This window comes from Actinomadura sp. NPDC000600, from assembly GCF_040492135.1.
In the GTDB taxonomy this organism is placed as follows: Bacteria; Actinomycetota; Actinomycetes; order Streptosporangiales; family Streptosporangiaceae; genus Spirillospora.
Map to the genome: position 1 here is coordinate 19,813 of NZ_JBEUPD010000055.1, position 16,487 is coordinate 36,299.

At 74.6% G+C, this 16,487-nt stretch carries 17 protein-coding genes; 10 read left to right on the top strand and 7 right to left on the bottom strand.

All coding sequences use genetic code 11. The annotated features are described in order from the left end of the window. Positions 1–3: 3 nt before the first annotated feature. Together ABWI07_RS41125 and ABWI07_RS41130 are read right to left on the bottom strand one after the other, a co-directional pair. A complete protein-coding gene (locus ABWI07_RS41125; protein ID WP_353821856.1) occupies positions 4–1,131 on the bottom strand; it encodes a PfkB family carbohydrate kinase in 1,128 nt (375 codons plus the stop codon). Between the two features lie 67 nt (positions 1,132–1,198). Next, positions 1,199–2,530, bottom strand: coding sequence for a hypothetical protein (locus ABWI07_RS41130; protein ID WP_353821857.1), 1,332 nt, complete (start codon positions 2,528–2,530; stop codon positions 1,199–1,201). Positions 2,531–2,737: 207 nt separating this feature from the next. Between ABWI07_RS41130 and ABWI07_RS41135 the strand changes: the two genes are divergently transcribed. The 6 genes from ABWI07_RS41135 (at position 2,738) to ABWI07_RS41160 (ending at position 6,945) form a co-directional block, all read left to right on the top strand. Next, positions 2,738–3,469: a GntR family transcriptional regulator gene (locus tag ABWI07_RS41135; protein ID WP_353821858.1), complete on the top strand. Its 732-nt coding sequence runs from the start codon at positions 2,738–2,740 to the stop codon at positions 3,467–3,469. Positions 3,470–3,570: 101 nt separating this feature from the next. After that, positions 3,571–5,004 (top strand): PTS ascorbate transporter subunit IIC, encoded by a 1,434-nt coding sequence (gene ulaA, locus ABWI07_RS41140; protein ID WP_353821859.1) that lies wholly within the window; start codon positions 3,571–3,573, stop codon positions 5,002–5,004. 68 nt (positions 5,005–5,072) lie between these two features. Beyond that, the gene (locus tag ABWI07_RS41145; RefSeq protein ID WP_149258561.1) at positions 5,073–5,375 is read left to right on the top strand and encodes a PTS sugar transporter subunit IIB; all 303 of its coding nucleotides are present in this window, start codon (positions 5,073–5,075) and stop codon (positions 5,373–5,375) included. Beyond that, positions 5,372–5,854: a PTS sugar transporter subunit IIA gene (locus ABWI07_RS41150; protein ID WP_353821860.1), complete on the top strand. Its 483-nt coding sequence runs from the start codon at positions 5,372–5,374 to the stop codon at positions 5,852–5,854. Before ABWI07_RS41145 ends, ABWI07_RS41150 begins: the two co-directional genes overlap by 4 nt. Then, positions 5,847–6,590 (top strand): sugar isomerase domain-containing protein, encoded by a 744-nt coding sequence (locus ABWI07_RS41155; protein WP_353821861.1) that lies wholly within the window; start codon positions 5,847–5,849, stop codon positions 6,588–6,590. Before ABWI07_RS41150 ends, ABWI07_RS41155 begins: the two co-directional genes overlap by 8 nt. Before the next feature lie 97 nt (positions 6,591–6,687). Beyond that, the gene (locus ABWI07_RS41160; protein WP_149258564.1) at positions 6,688–6,945 is read left to right on the top strand and encodes an EF-hand domain-containing protein; all 258 of its coding nucleotides are present in this window, start codon (positions 6,688–6,690) and stop codon (positions 6,943–6,945) included. Positions 6,946–7,044: 99 nt separating this feature from the next. Here ABWI07_RS41160 and pgi read toward each other — a convergent pair whose 3' ends face one another. Further along, complete coding sequence (pgi, locus tag ABWI07_RS41165; RefSeq protein ID WP_353821862.1) at positions 7,045–8,673, bottom strand: glucose-6-phosphate isomerase; 1,629 nt, start codon at positions 8,671–8,673, stop codon at positions 7,045–7,047. A 214-nt stretch (positions 8,674–8,887) separates the two neighbouring features. Between pgi and ABWI07_RS41170 the strand changes: the two genes are divergently transcribed. The 4 genes from ABWI07_RS41170 (at position 8,888) to ABWI07_RS41185 (ending at position 12,644) form a co-directional block, all read left to right on the top strand. After that, on the top strand, positions 8,888–9,694 hold the full coding sequence (locus ABWI07_RS41170; protein WP_353821863.1) for an acyl-CoA thioesterase: 807 nt from the start codon (positions 8,888–8,890) through the stop codon (positions 9,692–9,694). A gap of 58 nt (positions 9,695–9,752) precedes the next feature. Beyond that, entirely contained in the window at positions 9,753–10,106 is a 354-nt protein-coding gene (locus ABWI07_RS41175; protein ID WP_149258567.1) for a hypothetical protein, read from the top strand. A 54-nt stretch (positions 10,107–10,160) separates the two neighbouring features. Continuing rightward, a complete protein-coding gene (locus tag ABWI07_RS41180; protein ID WP_353821864.1) occupies positions 10,161–11,180 on the top strand; it encodes a lactonase family protein in 1,020 nt (339 codons plus the stop codon). Between the two features lie 84 nt (positions 11,181–11,264). Continuing rightward, positions 11,265–12,644 carry an NADP-dependent succinic semialdehyde dehydrogenase gene (locus ABWI07_RS41185; protein WP_353821865.1) on the top strand — a complete coding sequence of 460 codons (1,380 nt, stop codon included), beginning with the start codon at positions 11,265–11,267 and terminating at the stop codon, positions 12,642–12,644. A gap of 72 nt (positions 12,645–12,716) precedes the next feature. On the opposite strand, the gene ABWI07_RS41190 is transcribed toward ABWI07_RS41185, so the two are convergent. From ABWI07_RS41190 to ABWI07_RS41205, 4 genes are all read right to left on the bottom strand, one after another. Beyond that, positions 12,717–14,117, bottom strand: coding sequence for an aldehyde dehydrogenase (NADP(+)) (locus ABWI07_RS41190; protein WP_353821866.1), 1,401 nt, complete (start codon positions 14,115–14,117; stop codon positions 12,717–12,719). An 81-nt stretch (positions 14,118–14,198) separates the two neighbouring features. After that, a complete protein-coding gene (locus tag ABWI07_RS41195) occupies positions 14,199–15,200 on the bottom strand; it encodes a proline racemase family protein (protein ID WP_353821867.1) in 1,002 nt (333 codons plus the stop codon). Next, positions 15,200–16,129 carry a dihydrodipicolinate synthase family protein gene (locus ABWI07_RS41200; protein WP_353821868.1) on the bottom strand — a complete coding sequence of 310 codons (930 nt, stop codon included), beginning with the start codon at positions 16,127–16,129 and terminating at the stop codon, positions 15,200–15,202. The genes ABWI07_RS41195 and ABWI07_RS41200 overlap by 1 nt, the downstream gene beginning before the upstream one ends. Then, the coding region (locus tag ABWI07_RS41205; RefSeq protein WP_353821869.1) for a (2Fe-2S)-binding protein at positions 16,126–16,487 on the bottom strand (362 nt) is incomplete at its 5' end. The genes ABWI07_RS41200 and ABWI07_RS41205, both read right to left, overlap by 4 nt.

Below are 16,487 nucleotides of genomic sequence, written 5' to 3' on the forward strand. Positions count from 1 at the left end.
GGCTCACCCCTCCCGGCGCAGCGTCGGCTCGGCGCGGACGACGGTGTCGTCGGCGGCCTCGGGGATGAACGGGATCACGAACGCGTAGTCGGCGAGGACCGACTCGGGCACCTCGCCCGACTCGCCGAAGGCGGCGATCTCGCCCCAGCAGGGCGAGCCGAGGGAGCCGCTGCGGTGCCGGACCGACAGCCCCGCGCACAGGTTGGCGAACCGCAGCCGCTCGGGCAGCGCGAGCCCGGCGAGGGTCGCGAACACGAAGCCCGCGGCGAACACGTCGCCCGCGCCGGTCGGGTCGAGCGCCCGCACCGGCAGCGCGCGCGTCTCGGCCCGCTCCCCCGCCGCCGAGTCGATGGCGATCGCGCCGTCGCCGCCGCACTTGACCACGACGAGCGGCACCCGCTCGGCGAGCGCCTCGGCGGCCTCGGCCGGCGAGCGGGTGCGGGTGTAGGACATCGCCTCGGCGGCGTTCGGCAGGAAGGCGTCCACGTGCGCGAGGCGGTCGAGGACCTCGGCCGGCCAGGCGCCCGTCTGGTCCCAGCCGAGGTCGCCGAACACCAGCGTGCCGCGCTCGCGCATCCCGGCCGTCCACGACGGGAGCGGGCGGTCGACGTCCACGACGCACGCCCGCGCGGCCGGCGGCGGCGCGCCGGGACCGTCCGGGCCCGCCTGCGCGGCCGGGACGGGGCGCTCGAACGTCACCATGCTGCGGTCGGAGTCGTAGGCCATCGACACAGTGACCGGCGTCGACCAGCCCGGCACCCGCCGCGACGGCCCGAGGTCGACGCCCTCCTGCTCGGCGAGCGTCCGCCACAGGTAGGAGCCGAACATGTCGTCGCCGAACGGGGCCGCCAGCCCGACCCGCAGGCCGAGCCGGCTCATCGCGACGGCGATGTTGGCGACGCCGCCCGGCGCGGAGCCGAGGCCGTCGGTGACGATCTCGGTGCCGGGCGGCGGCAGCCCGGGCAGCCCCGTGAAGATCATGTCCATGAAGACCTGGCCGGTCAGGAAGACGTCCAGCGCGGGCGCCGGGCCCCGCCCGGCGGGCGGCCGGGCGCCCGCCGCCTCCCGCCCGGCGCAGGGCTCGGCGAGGGACGGCACGGGCGCCCGGCCGGGCGCGGTCTGCTGAGTCACGAGGCCCCCAAGGACGAGGCTTGGCACGTTCCCACGGACCCTAGACCGCGCCACCGACATCGGGCTCCTACTTCGGTACGTACAGTCGGATGTCGTCCACCTGCGCCGATCCCTCGTAGAAGTTCATGTGCGGGTCACCGATCATGAACCGGTCGGGGTAGGCGGACCCGGCCGGCCAGGTGTCGCGGTCGACGAGGGTGCCGCCCGGGCCCGTCCAGGTCCAGTCGGCGTTGAACCGGCCGTCGTACTCGCCCGGCTTCTGGTTGTAGTGCCAGATCGGCTCGCCGTCCTGGACGAACGCGCGCGTGTAGCGGAAGGTCGCCCGGCCGACGTGCGCGAAGACCCCGGACATCTCCATGGTGTAGGCGCCGCCGCGCCGCTCCACCGCGAAGGTGTACGGCTCCTTCGGCAGGAGTTCGGGCCTGAGGTCGACGGTCGAGACGATGGCGCCGCCCTTGCGCAGCCCGCACTCGCTCTCCATCAGGTACTCGGTGCCCGGCATCGTTGGGTAGCGGCGGTCGTCGGTCATGAAGATCGCGTTGACGCCGTTGCCGGTTCCGGCGGAGTACGGCTCGTACTGCCCGGTCGCGGGGTTGCAGTACAGCAGGCCCTTGCCGGTGTACTTGTACCGGTTGTAGCCGTCCATGGCGACCTTGCGGTGGCCGTGGACGAACACGTTGTTGTGCGGCGCGACCTGCCGGTAGTCCATGATCGACATGTAGTAGAAGCCGTTGGAGTCGGTCCGGACGTCGGCCCACGCGCACTCGGGCCTGGTGTAGTCGCCGCCCGACGCCCAGGGGAAGTTGGTCTTGCAGCCCTCGGGCGAGTAGCCGTTGATCCGGCCGTCCGGATAGTCCCACGACCCGTCGCGCCGACCGCCGAAGTCGAGGCCGCGCAGGGTCATCTCCACCCGGTACTCGGCGGGCAGGTCGCGGGTCGAGCGGATGACGACGCCCGCCTGGTGGCTCGGCTCCTTCAGCAACGCCATGCCCTTGCGGGACGTGAGCGTGGGCGGCGCGTCCGGCCGGCCGTCTCCGTCGGCGTCCCGGGCGGCCAGCTCGGCGGCGAGCCAGCCGCGCTTCCCGAACGCGAACGACTTGCGGTAGGTCTTCATCTTCGCGAGCTGCTCGCGGAACGCCGGACCGCCCACCGTGTCGAAGTAGGCGCCGTCGTTGTCGTACATGTCGACGTTGTAGGGACTGGACGGACCGTCGCCGTCCGGCCTCCAGGGCGTCTTCGCATCGTCGATGCGCCGGTCGAACGGCTCGGAGGCGACCAGCCTCCAGCCGTCCCGCGCCCCCGGCCTGCCCTCGTCGGCCCGGGCCGGCGCCGCGCAGAGCGCCGCCGGCATGAGCGCGGGCAGGGCGAGCGCCAGTGCGCCGCGCACGAACTTCCTCATCTGGCCGCCTTCCTCGCCGCGCCGGGCGCGGCGTCGCCGTCCTCCGGACCGCCGCCGGAACGGCACCGTCTTGACGATCTTCCGCGACGGTAGTTCGGGCCGTCCGCCCATGACCACGGCAAACATCGACAAAGTGGTATTGACCAGTCGCCATAATGGGACATACCGTGTGCGACGACAGGAACAGGCGGTAAGGAGGTGATACGCATGCCATCCGCCGGTGAAGCCCGGACCGGGAGCACGAAACGGCAGGCGGTCCGGCGCGAGCTGCTCGCGATGCTGGACGGCCTGGACGTCGGGGACGCGCTGCCGTCCGAGCGCCGCCTGGCCGAGGAGCTCGGCGTCTCGCGGCCGACATTGCGCCAGGCCGTCGACGGGCTCGTCACCGACGGACTGCTCGAGCGGCGGCACGGGAGCGGGACCTACGTGGCCGAACCCCGGATCGCCGTGTCGCTGACCATGACGTCGTTCACCGAGGACATGATCAGGCGCGGGATGAGGCCGGGCGGGCGGGTGCTGTCGTTCCGCACCGAGGCCGCGGGGGCGCGGATCGGCCGCCGGCTGGCCCTGTCGCCCGACGAAGAGGTATTTACCATTCGGCGCCTGCGGCTGGCCGACGAGGCCACCATGGCCATCGAGACCCTCTACCTGCCGCGGGCGCTGATGCCGGGCCTGCGGCGGCACGACCTGGAGGGGCGGTCGTTCTACGACCTGCTCCGGGGCGGCGGCATCGTGATCGCCTCGGGCACCGAGACCATCGAGCCGACCGTCACCACCGCCGAGGAGGCCGCCGAGCTCGGCGTCCCGGTGCACACGCCGGCGTTCCTGTTCGAGCGGATCACCAGGGACGCGGACGGCCGGCCGCTGGAGTACGTCCGGTCCGTCTACCGCGGCGACCGGTACCGGCTCGAACTGGACCTGCGACCACCGAACCACTGACCGCACGCCCGGGCGCCGCGTCCCGGGCGCACGATCGTCCGTCCGCGCTGACGGGGGCGACAGCGCACCACCCATCCCCCGAGATGTGAGGCGAGTTCACCATGGACGTCATCAAGGACATCCTCACCTTCCTGGCCGACAACGTGTTCGGCCAGGTGCCCATCCTCATCGGGCTCATCACGCTGCTGGGGCTGCTCCTGCAGCGCAAGCGGTTCGAGGACGTCTTCGCCGGGGCACTGCGCGCCACGATCGGCGTGGTCATCCTGTTCATCGGCGTGGAGGTCTTCACCGGCGGGCTGACGAGCTTCCAGACCGTGCTCGCCAGCGCGATGGGGACCACGCCGCCGAAGGCCGACAACACCCTCGCCGACTTCCTCGCCGACCAGGGCGGGACGATCGCGCTGGTGATCACGGTCGCGTTCCTGGCGCACGTGCTGGTGGTGCGGCTCTTCCCGGCGGCCCGGTACCTGTACCTCACCGGCCACCTGATGTTCTGGATCAGCACGGTGACGGTCGCCTCGCTGGTGACGATCGCGCCCGGCGCCGACCAGCTCACCCTCGTGCTCTGCGGGGCCGGTTTCGTCGCCGCGTACTGGACGCTCCAGCCGCTGTGGATGCGCCCGCTGATGCGCCGCGTCATGCCGGACGACCGGTTCGGGTTCGCGCACACCAGCTCGCTCGCCTGCCTGGTCACCGGCTACGCGGCCCGCCCGCTCGGCAGCCGCGAGAAGCACGACACCGAGAAGCTGAAGCTGCCGCGCCAGCTGTCGTTCTTCAAGGACGTCAACGTCAGCACCGCGCTGATCATCACCGTGATCATGCTGATCGGGGTCGCGTTCGCCGACGACGGCGTGGTGGCCAAGGCCGCGGCCGAGATGGACGACAAGCTGTCGCCGTGGGTGTGGGCCATCCTGGTGGGCCTGCGGTTCGCGGGCGGCATCGCGATCCTGCTGTTCGGCGTGCGGATGTTCCTCGGCGAGATCGTCCCGGCGTTCAAGGGGTTCAGCGACCGCGTCATCCCGGGCACGCGCCCGGCGCTGGACGCGCCCACCGTGTTCCCCGTCGCGCCGACCGCCGTCATGGTCGGATTCGTCTCGTCGACCGTGGTGTTCCTGGTCTGCCTCGGCGTGTTCGCCGGCGCCGGCTGGTTCACCCTCGCCCCGCCCATGATCATGCTGTTCTTCGTGGGCGGCGCGGCGGCGCTGTTCGGCAACGTGGTGGCGGGCTGGCGCGGCGCCGTCCTCGGCGGCGTCGTCACCGGGCTGGTCCTCGCCGTCGGGCAGGCGGTCACGTGGGGCCTGTACGAGAAGACCGCGCCCGAGCTGGCGACGCTCGCCGACCCCGACTGGTACGCGATCGCCTGGCTGCTGAAGGCCGCGGACCCGGTCGTCGGCGGAAACTCGATCTGGCTCGTCCCCGCCGTCGCGATCGCCGCGCTGGTCGCCACCCTGCTGCTCCTCGGCCGCGCCGAGAAGCGCCGGGCGGCGGTGGAGGAGGAGGCGGCGCCCGAGAGCGCGGCCCCCGCCGAGGCATGACGGGCGCCGCGCGGCGGCCGACGGCCGCCGCGCGGGCCTGACCGACCCTACGAGGAGAGAAGACGGACATGGCACTGGACCGGCAACTGGAGATCCTCGCGGTCTGCGGCGTCGGCATGGGCTCCAGCCTGATGCTCAAGATGACCGCCGAGGACGCGCTGCGCTCGCTCGGCGTGGACGCGCGGGTCGAGAACACCGACGTGTCCACGGCGCGCGGGATGTCGCCCGACGTGGTGATCGGCCAGGGCATGCACACCGGCGAGATCGCCGACCTCGCGCCCGTGGTCATCACCATCAGCGACTTCCTGGACAAGGAGGGCCTGGCGGCCCAGCTCCGGGAGCGCCTGACCGAGCAGGGCTGGCTCCCGTGACGGCCCGTCCCGAGGGGGCGGCGCCCGGGACCCCGCCGCCGGGACCGGTCGTCGCCGCGGCCGACGGGGCGGCGGCCCGCGACTGGCGGGAGGCCGTCCGGGCGGCGGCCTCCGGGCTGGTCGCCGCCGGCGCGGCGGGCGAGGGCTACCCGAGGGCGTGCGTCCGCGTGGTGGAGGAGAACGGCCCCTACATCGTGCTGACCAAGGGGCTCGCGCTCGTCCACGCCCGTCCCGAGGAGGGCGGCCTGGCCGTCGGCGTCGGCGTCACCCGGCTGGCGTCCCCGGTCGAGTTCGGCCATCCTGACAACGACCCGGTCGACCTGCTGCTGGCGTTCTGCACCCCCGGCCCCGACGCGCACGTCGGCACGCTGTCCGCGCTGGCGCGCGCACTGTCCGGCGGACTCGCCGAGCGCCTCCGCGCGGCGTCCGGCGAGGACGACCTGGCCGGCATCCTGAAGGAGGCTCTACCGAATGCCTGACGCGGCGTCCTCCGGGGTCCCCGCACGGGTCCGCGCCCTGCTCGACGACCTCGACGCGGTCTCCGGAGCGGCGGCCGGCGAGGCCGCAGCGCTGCTGCTCGACGCGATCGAGGCCGACGGGATCGTGCACGTCGCCGGCGCCGGGCACTCCCTGGCGATGGTGTGCGAGACCTTCTACCGGGCCGGCGGGCTCGCCGCCGTCCGCCCGATCTGGGACCCCGCGGTGTTCCCGCTCGACGACGCGCTGCGCAGCACCCGCGCCGAACGGCGGGACGGGGTGGGGCGCGCCGTGGTCGAGAAGGCGGCGCCCGCCCCGCCCGACGTGGCGGTGGTGTTCTCCACCAGCGGCCGCAACCCCTATCCGGTGGAGGTCGCGGAGGAGTGCGCGGCGCGGGGCGTGCCGGTCGTCGCGGTGACCTCGGCGCGGGCGTCGCGGGGCGCGGCGGCGCGGACCGACACGACCCTCGCCGACCACGCGGCCATCGTGCTCGACACGTGCGTCCCGCCCGGGGACGTCCTGCATCCGGCGGGCGCGCCGCGCACCGCGGCGGTCTCCACCGTCCTCGCCGCGTACGCGTGGGCGCGGGTGCTGGCCGACCTCGACGACCTCGCGGCGGCGCGCGGCGCCGACCTGCCGCGCTGGACGAGCGCGAACGTCCCCGGCGGCGACGAGGTGAACGCCGCGCTGCTGGAGCGCTACCGCCACCGCGTCCCCGGGTTGACGGGCGAGGGCTAGCCGGGAACCAGGGGTCTTCCTGCGGCGTTTCGCATATATCCGATCCTGCCCGCTATGACATGATGCGGGGCTACATCGGACCGGAACGAGGAGCGAGATGACGACGAGACCGACCGGGGACGACCTTCTTGCCGTGTTCACGCGCGCGGACCTCGGCGGCGACGAGAAGCTCGACCTGATGGAGTTCACGCTCGTGCTGGAGGAGCTGGGACTGTCCTGGACTCGGGCCGAGACGCAGGACAGGTTCGAGAGGGCGGACAGCAACCTCGACGGGTTCATCTCCTATGGCGAGTTCCGCGCCATCCTGGAGTCCCAAGGCTGGGTCGACGGGCCCCTGCCCGGCGCCCGCGCCTGACGGCGGGCCTGAGGAGACGGCCGAGAAGAGAAGGGCCCGCCGGACGACCGGGCGGGCCCTTGTGCATCCGCGCTGTGGAGTCGTGCGCGTCCGCGCCCGTCAGGCCTTGCGGCCGCGCAGCTCCCGGTACCTGCGCACGAGCGCGGCGGTGGACGGGTCGGGCGCCTCGGACAGCGGCTCCTGCGAGGTGAGCGCGGGGGCGAGGTCCATCGCCATCACCTTGCCGAGCTCGACGCCCCACTGGTCGAAGGAGTCGATGCCCCAGACCGTCCCCTCGACGAACACGATGTGCTCGTAGAGCGCGACGAGCGAGCCGAGGGTCTTCGGCGTGAGCTTCGGCGCGAGGAGCGTGCTGCTCGGCCGGTTCCCCGGCATGACCTTGTGCGGGACGAGCGCGGCGGGCGTGCCGTCGGCGGCGATCTCCTCGGCGGTCCTGCCGAACGCGAGGGCCGAGGTCTGCGCGAGCATGTTCGCGGTGAGCAGGTCGTGCATGCCCTCGCGGTCCTCGAACGGCTCGGCGAAGCCGATGAAGTCCGCGGGCACGAGCCGGGTGCCCTGGTGCAGCAGCTGGTAGAAGGCGTGCTGGCCGTTGGTGCCGGGCTCGCCCCAGAAGATCGCGCCGGTCTGCGCGACGACGGGCGCGCCGTCGGCCCGCACCGACTTGCCGTTGGACTCCATCGTGAGCTGCTGGAGGTAGGCGGGGAAGCGCGACAGGCGCTGGCTGTAGGGCAGGACGGCCCGGGTCTGCGCGCCGAAGAAGTCGGTGTACCAGACGCCGAGCAGCCCCATCAGCACCGGCATGTTGGCCTCGAACGGCGCGGTGCGGAAGTGCTCGTCGACCTCCCGGAACCCGGCGAGCATCTCGCGGAACCCCTCGCCGCCGATGGCGATCATCAGCGACAGGCCGATGGCGCCGTCGAAGGAGTAGCGCCCGCCCACCCAGTCCCAGAAGCCGAACATGTTGGCGGTGTCGATGCCGAACTCGGCGACCCGCTCGGCGTTGGTGGACACGGCGACGAAGTGGCGGGAGACGGCGTCGTCGCCGAGCCGCTCGGTGAGCCACCGGCGCGCGACCTTGGCGTTGGTGAGGGTCTCCAGCGTCCCGAACGTCTTGGAGCTGACGACGAACAGCGTCTGCTCGGGGTCGAGGCCGGCGAGCTTGCCGAGGATGTCGGCCGGGTCGATGTTGGAGACGAACCGGCAGGCGATGCCCGCGTCCGCGAAGTCGTGCAGGGCCTCGTAGGCCATGGCGGGGCCGAGGTCGGAGCCGCCGATGCCGATGTTGACGACGGTCGTGATGCGCTTGCCGGTGGAGCCCGTCCACTCCCCCGACCTGACGCGGCCTGCGAATTCGGCCATCTTGTCAAGGACGGCGTGCACGTCGCCCGCGACGTCCTGCCCGTCCACCGTCAGGGCCTCGCCGGGAGGCAGCCGCAGCGCGGTGTGCAGGACGGCGCGGTCCTCGCTGACGTTGATGTGCTCCCCGCGGAACATCGCCTCGATCCGGTCCCGCAGCCCGGCCCGCTCGGCGAGCGCCGCGAGCAGCGTCAGGGTCTCGCCGGTGACGCGGTGCTTGGAGTAGTCCAGGAACAGGTCCCCCGCGGTCACGGTCATCCGGTCGGCGCGCCCCGGATCGTCCGCGAAGAGCTCGCGCAGGTGCCGCCCGGCGATCGCCGCGTGGTGCTCGGCCAGCGCGGTCCATTCGGGCGACTCGGTGATATCTGCCATTGCCTCTCTCATCTCCTCGTGGGGGCGAGGGCGTACCCCCGCGGGCGGGCGCCGAACGTCCCCCGGGCACCCCGCCGGGCCCCACCGGCGATCATAGGTCGACCGCGCGCGACCGTATCAGGGCCGTCCCCGGCCCCGCAGTGGTCCGCCCCCGGCCGCCCGCGCCCGACCGGTCCGCGGGTAGGGTCGCCCGCAGGTCGCAGGAGGTGCCCGGATGAGCGACGTCCCCGACGGGATCACGCGCGTGTTCGACCTGACGCCGGTCGGCGGGGACTCCTTCACGGCCGCGTCCCCGCCCGTCGGGCGGCCTCGGCTGTTCGGCGGCCAGGTCGCGGCGCAGAGCCTGCGCGCCGCGTGCCTGACGGCGGGCGGGCGGCCGCCGCACTCCCTGCACGCCTACTTCATCCGCCCCGGCCTGCCGGACGATCCCCTGGTGTTCGAGGTGGCCCGCACCCGCGACGGCCGCTCGTTCTCGACCCGGCACGTCACGGCGAGCCAGGGCGGCAAGCCGATCCTGGAGCTGATCGCCTCGTTCCACGACCCGGAGGACGGGTTCGACTGGCAGGCCGGTCCGCCGCCGAGCGCGCCCGGCCCGGAGGAGCTCGCCGAGCCGGAGCTGCCCGCGTTCCTCAGGCACCCCGCCGGGTTCGACATCCGGGTCGTGAACCCGCCCGCGGGCGGCGGGTTCCCCATGCCGCACCCCTTCTGGATCAGGGTGTCGGCGCCGGTCGGCGACGACCCCTCGCTGCACGCCTGCCTCGTCGCCTACCTGTCGGACATGGGCGTGGTCAGCAGCGCCCGCGCGCCGGGCTCCCCGCGGCGCCTCGCCACCGCGGTCACGCTCGACCACGCGGTGTGGTTCCACCGGCCGCCGCGCGCCGACCGGTGGCTGCTGTACTCCGCGGACCCCGTCGCGAACCACGGCGCGCGCGGCCTCGCCCGCGGCACGCTCCACACGGCGGACGGCACGCTCGTGGCCTCCGTCGCCCAGGAGGCGCTCCTGCGCCCCGCCTCCCCCTGAGCGCGCCGGAAAACCCCTGGGGCTCTGTCACCGCCCGCCGCTAAGGTCCCCGTCCACGGTGCGGTGGGCCTACGACGGCCTGCCGGCCGGGGCGGAGACCGACCTGGAGTGGCAGGTCCACCTGCTCACCGTCCGCGCGGACGGCGAGATCACCGCCTACCCGCTGCCGTGGGCCGCCGGGATCGACCGCGAGCGCGGGCACGACCCGGTGCCGGGGATGCTCGACGTCGTCCGGCGGCACGCCGAGGACCGGCAGGTCGAGCTGAACCCCTACTTCACCGCGCACCGGCAGGTGGACGCCACCGACGCGGAATGGGAGGCGGTCCTGGACGCCGCCGCGCGGCTGCGCGCCCGCCTCGCCGCGGGGCCCGGGGAGACGGCTCCCGGCGCCGCCGATCACGGCCGGGACTAGGCTCGCCCTCGGCCGCCGGAGGGCGGGCGGATCGCGTTTCGAGGGGAGTCCCGGGTGGGCGAGCGGGCGTTCTGGGTGGGCACGTACACCGGCGCGGCCGGCGGCGGCGCCGGGATCTACCGGGTCGTGCGAGGGGTGGACGGCGTGCTGCGCGCGGACGGGCTCGCAGCCGAGGCGGTGTGCCCGTCGTACCTGGCCGCCCATTCCACCGGGAACGTCCTCTACGCCGTTCGGGAGGAGGACCGCGGCGGGGTCGCGGCCTACGGGGTGGCCGGCGCGCGGCTGAAGGAGCTCGGCGCGCGCGAGGCCGGCGCACTGCCCTGCCACCTGTCGGTCACTCCGGACGGCGAGCGCCTCGTCGTCGCCGACTACGGGTCCGGGACGGTCAGGGCGTATCCGCTGGGACCGGACGGCGGCCTCGCCGGCGGACCCGACGTGGCGGAGGGGCACGGCGGCGGGCCGAGGGCCGACCGCCAGGAGGGCCCGCACGCCCACATGGCCGTCAGCGCTCCCGACGGGACCGTCCTGACGACCGACCTGGGGGCCGACCTCGTGCGGTCCTTCCGGTTCGAGGGCGGCGCCCTGCGGCTCGCCGGGGAGACGGCCCTCCCGGCCGGCTGCGGGCCGCGGCACCTGGCCGTCCATCCGAGCGGGCACGTGTACGTGCTGGCGGAGCTGGCCGCGGCCGTCCTCGTCCTGCGGCCGGCCGACGGGTACGCGGGTCTGGAGGTCGCGGCGGTGTCGGCCGCGACGGCGGGCCCGGCGGGCGGCTCCGCCCAGGGCGCGGCGATCAAGCTCGGCGACGGCGGCCGCCACGTCTACACGTCCATGCGCGGCACGGACGTGGTGACGGCCCACCGGGTGCTGGACGGCGGCGCGGCGCTGGAGCCGGTCGCGGACGTCCCGTCCGGCGGGCACTGGCCGCGCGACCTGCACGTGGACGGCGAGTGGATGCACGTGGCGAACGAGCGGAGCGACGCGGTCGCGACCTTCCGGATCGGGTCGGACGGCGTCCCCGTGCCTGAGGGACCGCCCCTGCCGCTCCCCTCGCCGGTGTGCGTGATCCCCGCCTGACCGCCGGTCCTGGCGGGCGTTTCCTGCGGGGCCCCTCGGGCACGTCCCGGGTGAACGAGCCCGACACCCAGGGAGCATCCCGACATGACGACGATCGCCACGACCAACCCCGCGACGGGCGAGGTCGAGAAGACCTTCGACGCGCTGACCGACGAGGAGGTCGACCGGCGCGTCGCGCGGGCGGCGGAGACGTTCGCCTCCTACCGCACGGTGCCGATCGGGCGGCGGGCGGAGTGGATGAACGCCGCGGCCGACATCCTCGACGGTGAGGCCGACCAGATCGGCGCCATGCTGACCACCGAGATGGGCAAGACGCTCAAGGCGGCCGTCGCGGAGGCGCGGAAGTGCGCGAAGGCGTGCCGCTACTACGCCGAGCACGCCGCGGAGTTCATGGCCGACCGGCGCCCCGCCGACCCCGCGGACGTGAACGCCCGGGACGCCTACGTCCGCTACGAGCCGCTCGGGCCCGTGCTTGCGGTCATGCCGTGGAACTTCCCGCTGTGGCAGGTGATCAGGTTCGCGGCGCCGGGGCTGATGGCGGGGAACGTGGGGCTGCTGAAGCACTCCTCCAACGTCCCCCAGACGGCGCTGTTCCTGGAGGACCTGTTCCGCCGCGCCGGGTTCCCCGAGGGCGCGTTCCAGGCGCTGCTGATCGGCTCGGCGAAGGTCGAGCGGGTGCTGCGCGACCCGCGGGTGAAGGCGGCGACGCTGACCGGCAGCGAGCCCGCCGGGCGGTCCGTCGCCGCGATCGCCGGGGACGAGATCAAGCCGACGGTGCTGGAGCTCGGCGGCAGCGACCCGTTCGTGGTGATGCCGTCCGCCGACCTGGAGGCCGCGGCGCGGACGGCGGCGGAGTCCCGCTGCCTCAACAACGGGCAGAGCTGCATCTCGGCGAAGCGGTTCATCGTCGACGCCGGCTGCGCCGACGAGTTCGAGCGGCTGTTCGTCGAGCGGATGCGCGCGAAGAGGGTCGGGGACCCGATGGACGAGGCCACCGACATCGGCCCGCTCGTCAACGAGCAGGGCCGCGCCGAGGTCGAGGAGCTCGTCGCCGACGCGGTCGGCAAGGGCGCGACGGTGCTGTGCGGCGGCGAGCGCCCGGACGGGCCCGGCTGGTACTACCCCCCGACGGTCGTCTCCGGGGTGACGCCCGAGATGCGGATGTACCACGAGGAGGTCTTCGCGCCGGTCGCGTCGCTGCTGCGCGTGCGCGGCGTGTCGGAGGCCGTCGAGGTCGCGAACGCCACGGGCTTCGGGCTCGGCTCGAACGCCTGGACCCGCGACGACGCCGAGCGCGAGCGGTTCGTGCGGGAGCTGGACGCCGGGCAGGTCTTCATCAACGGGATGACGACCTCCTTCCCCGAGCTGCCGTTCGGCGGGGTGAAGCGCTCCGGCTACGGGCGCGAGCTGTCGGCGGACGGCCTGCGCGCCTTCTGCAACGCCAAGACCGTCTGGGTCGGCTGACCGCCGGCGGCCGGGCGCCGGCCCGTCCGGACGTCCCCGGTCCGCCGCCGGAGCGGCGGACCGAGGTTGCCGTCACCGGACGGCCTGGGGGACCTTCCACGGGTTGTCGTCGCGGAGCGGCGGCGGGAGCAGGTCCTGCGGCCAGCCCTGGTAGGCGACGGGCCGCAGGAACCGCTCGATCGCGGCCGTGCCGACCGACGTGGTGGAGGGCGCCGTCGTGGCGGGGTACGGGCCGCCGTGCTGCATCGCGTGCGTGACGGAGACGCCAGTGGGCCACTGGTTCCACAGGACGCGGCCGCTGCGCCCCGCGAGCACGGCGGCGAGCGCGGCGAGGCCGCCGGCCTCCTCCGGTTCCGCGTGCAGCGACGCGGTCAGCTGGCCCGGCAGGGCCGCCACGGCGTCCGCGACCTCGTCGAGGCCGTCGTAGGTGACGACCAGGCCGAGGGGCCCGAAGCACTCCTCCGCCGCGGCGTCGATGTCGGCCTTGAACGCCGCGAGGTCCATGGTGAGCAGGCGCGGCGACAGCGCGTCCCGCTCGTCCGGCCAGACGAGCCGCCGCACCCCGGGCCGGGCGCCCAGCGCGCCCGCCGCGGCCAGGTACCCGGAGCTGATGCGCTCGTTGAGCATCGGCGCGGCGGCGGCCTCGCGGAGGTGCGCCGCGATGCGGTCCGGCAGCCCGGCGGGCGCGAACAGCAGGCCGGGGTTGGTGCAGAACTGGCCCGCCCCCAGCGTCAGGGACGCCGCGTACCCCTCGGCGATCTCCCCGGCGCGCGCCTCGGCCGCGCGGGGCGTCACCACGGCCGGGTTCACGCTGCCCATCTCGCCGTAGAACGGGATCGGCACGGGCCGCTCCGCCGCGATCCTCGCCAGCGCGAGGCCGCCCCGCTGGGAGCCGGTGAACGCGGCGGCGGCGGTGCCGGGGTGCCGCAGCGCCTCGACTCCGGCGTCCTCGCCCTCGATCAGGGCGAACACGCCGTCCGGGAGCCCGGCGCCGCCGATCGCCTCCGCCGTCCGGCGCGACAGCCGGGGGTGGCCGGGATGCGCCTTGACGACGACGGGGCAGCCCGCCGCCCAGGCCGAGGCGGTGTCGCCGCCGGCGACGCTGAAGGCGAACGGGAAGTTGCTCGCCGCGAACACCAGGACCGGGCCGACGGCCGTCCGGCAGCGGCGCAGGTCGGGGCGCGGGCCGGTGGGCCAGTCCGGGTCCGGCCGGTCGATGCGGGCGTCGTGGAAGGCGCCCTCCAGGACCTGCTCGGCGAACAGCCTGAGCTGGAACGTGGTGCGGGCCAGCTCGCCGTTCAGGCGCGCCTCGCCGAGGCGGCTCTCCTCCTCGGCGAGGGCGACCAGCTCCTCGCGGGCGGCCTCCAGCGCGTCCGCCACCGCGGTCAGGCGGGCGGCGCGTTCGGCCGGCGGCGACGCGGCCCAGCCTGGCGCGGCGGCGGCCGCCGCGGACACGGCCTGGTCCGGTGTCATGAAGGTTCCTCCGTGGTCTCAAGTGGAGCGGCGGTCAGGGGCCGCCGTGAAGGGCTCGGGAGCGAGCCGGCCGGGTCCCTCCTAGAGGACGAAGCCCTCGGGGAAGGGATCGGCGGGGTCGAGCAGGTAGGTGGCGGTGCCGGTGATCCAGGCCCGCCCGGTGAACTCGGGGATCACCGCGGGCAGGCCGCCTGCCTCGGCGGTGCCGACCAGGCGCCCGGTGAAGCGGGTGCCGATGAACGACTCGTTGACGAACTCGCTGTGCAGCGGCAGCTCGCCGCGGGCGTGCAGCTGCGCCATGCGGGCGGACGTGCCGGTGCCGCACGGCGACCGGTCGAACCAGCCCGGGTGGATCGCCATCGCGTTGCGGGAGCGCCCGGCGTCCGACCCGGGCGCGAGGAACTGGACGTGCTTGCACCCTCCGATCAGCGGGTCGCCCGGGTGGACGGGCCGGTCGGCCTCGTTGATCGCCTCCATGATCGCGAGTCCGGCGCGGAGGATGTCGTCCTTGCGGGCCCGGTCGAACGGCAGGCCGAGCGGTTCCAGCTCGGTGATGGCGTAGAAGTTGCCGCCGTAGGCCATGTCGTAGCGGACGTCCCCGAGCCCGGGCACGCTCACCACGGCGTCCTGGCGGAGCGCGAACGAGGCGACGTTGCGGAGCGTGACGTGCTCGGCGACGCCGTCGCGGACCGCGACGCGGGCCTCGACGAGGCCGGCGGGGGTGTCCAGCCGCACGATCGTCTCCGGCTCGGTCACCTCCACCATGCCGGTCTCGACCAGGACGGTCGCGACGCCGATGGTGCCGTGCCCGCACATGGGCAGGAACCCGCTGACCTCGATGTAGACCACGCCCCAGTCGGCGTCCGGCCGGGTGGGCGGCTGGAGCAGGGCGCCGCTCATCGCGGGGTGGCCGCGCGGCTCGTCCACGAGGAAGCGGCGCAGCCCGTCGAGGTGCTCCACGGCGTGGCGGCGCCGCTCGGCCATCGTGGCGCCGGGGATGGGCGCGACGCCGCCGGTGACGACGCGCGTCGGCATCCCCTCGGTGTGCGAGTCGACCGCGCTGATCGACCGGGCCGAGCGCATCAGGCCGCCCGACGCCGCGCGAGCGCCTCGATCGCGCGGTCCATGTCGGCGGTGACGGCGGCGCGGTGCTCGGGCACGAGCGGGCCGCGCGGCGGGCGGCAGGGGCCGCCGTACCGGCCGACCTGCTCCATGCCGAGTTTGATCGCCTGGACGAACTCGGTGCGCGAGTCCCAGCGGAACGCGGCGACGAGCGGCTCGTACAGGGCGCGGGCCTCCTCCAGCTTCCCGGCGGTGGCCAGTTCGTACAGCAGCGCCGACTCGGCGGGGAAGACGTTGGGGAAGCCCGCGAACCAGCCGGTCGCCCCCATCAGCAGCGCCTCGAGGGTGACGTCGTCGGCGCCCGCGACGACCTCCAGGCCGGGGGCCCTCTCCCGGATCTCCAGGACGCGGCGCACGTCGCCGGAGAACTCCTTGACCGCGACGACGCCGTCGATCTGGGCGATCTCGGCGAGCAGGTCCGGGGTGAGGTCGACCTTGGTGTCGATCGGGTTGTTGTAGACCATGACCGGCAGGCCTACCGACGCGACGGCCTCGAAGTGCGCGATGATCTCGCCGCGGTTGGCCCGGTACATCGTCGGCGGCAGGCACAGCACGCCGTCGGCGCCGTCCTCGGCCGCGACCTCCGCCCAGTGCCGGGCCTGGTGGGATCCGGGGCCGTGCACGCCGACCACCACGACGCCGTCCCCGCCGACCGCCTCGACGGCGGTGCGGGCGACGCGGCGGCGCTCGTCGTCGGTCAGCGAGGAGTACTCGCCGAGGGAGCCGTTCGGGCCGACGCCGCGGCAGCCGCTGCCGACCAGCCAGCGGCAGTGCTCGGCGTACCGGTCGTAGTCGACGGCGAGCCCGGCGGGGGCGGCGGCGTCCTCGCGGTAGGGCAGGGCCGTCGCCACGATGACGCCGCCGAGGCTCTGGAGCTTGCTGTCGCTCATCGGGCGCTCTCTTTCTCTTCGGGGTCCTCGACTGGAGGGTTCGCCAACTCGCCCAGCCGGATGGGCTGGGCGACGGGCCGGTGGTGGGGGTCTCCCCCGTCCGCCCGGCCGCGGAGCAGTCCGGCGACCGTGGGGCCGCAGACGCGGGCCTGGCAGGGGCCGAGGCCGGCGCGGGTGCCGAGCTTGACGGCGCGGGCCGAGCCGGCGGCCTCGCCGTCCGCCGCGCGCAGGAGCGCCCCGTAGGTGGTCTCCTCGCAGCGGCAGACGACCGTGTCGGGGCGCAGCCAGCCGGGCCACGCCGCGCCGACGGGGTGCGCGGCGGCGAGCCGGCCGGCGAACGCGCGGGCCCGGTCGCGGC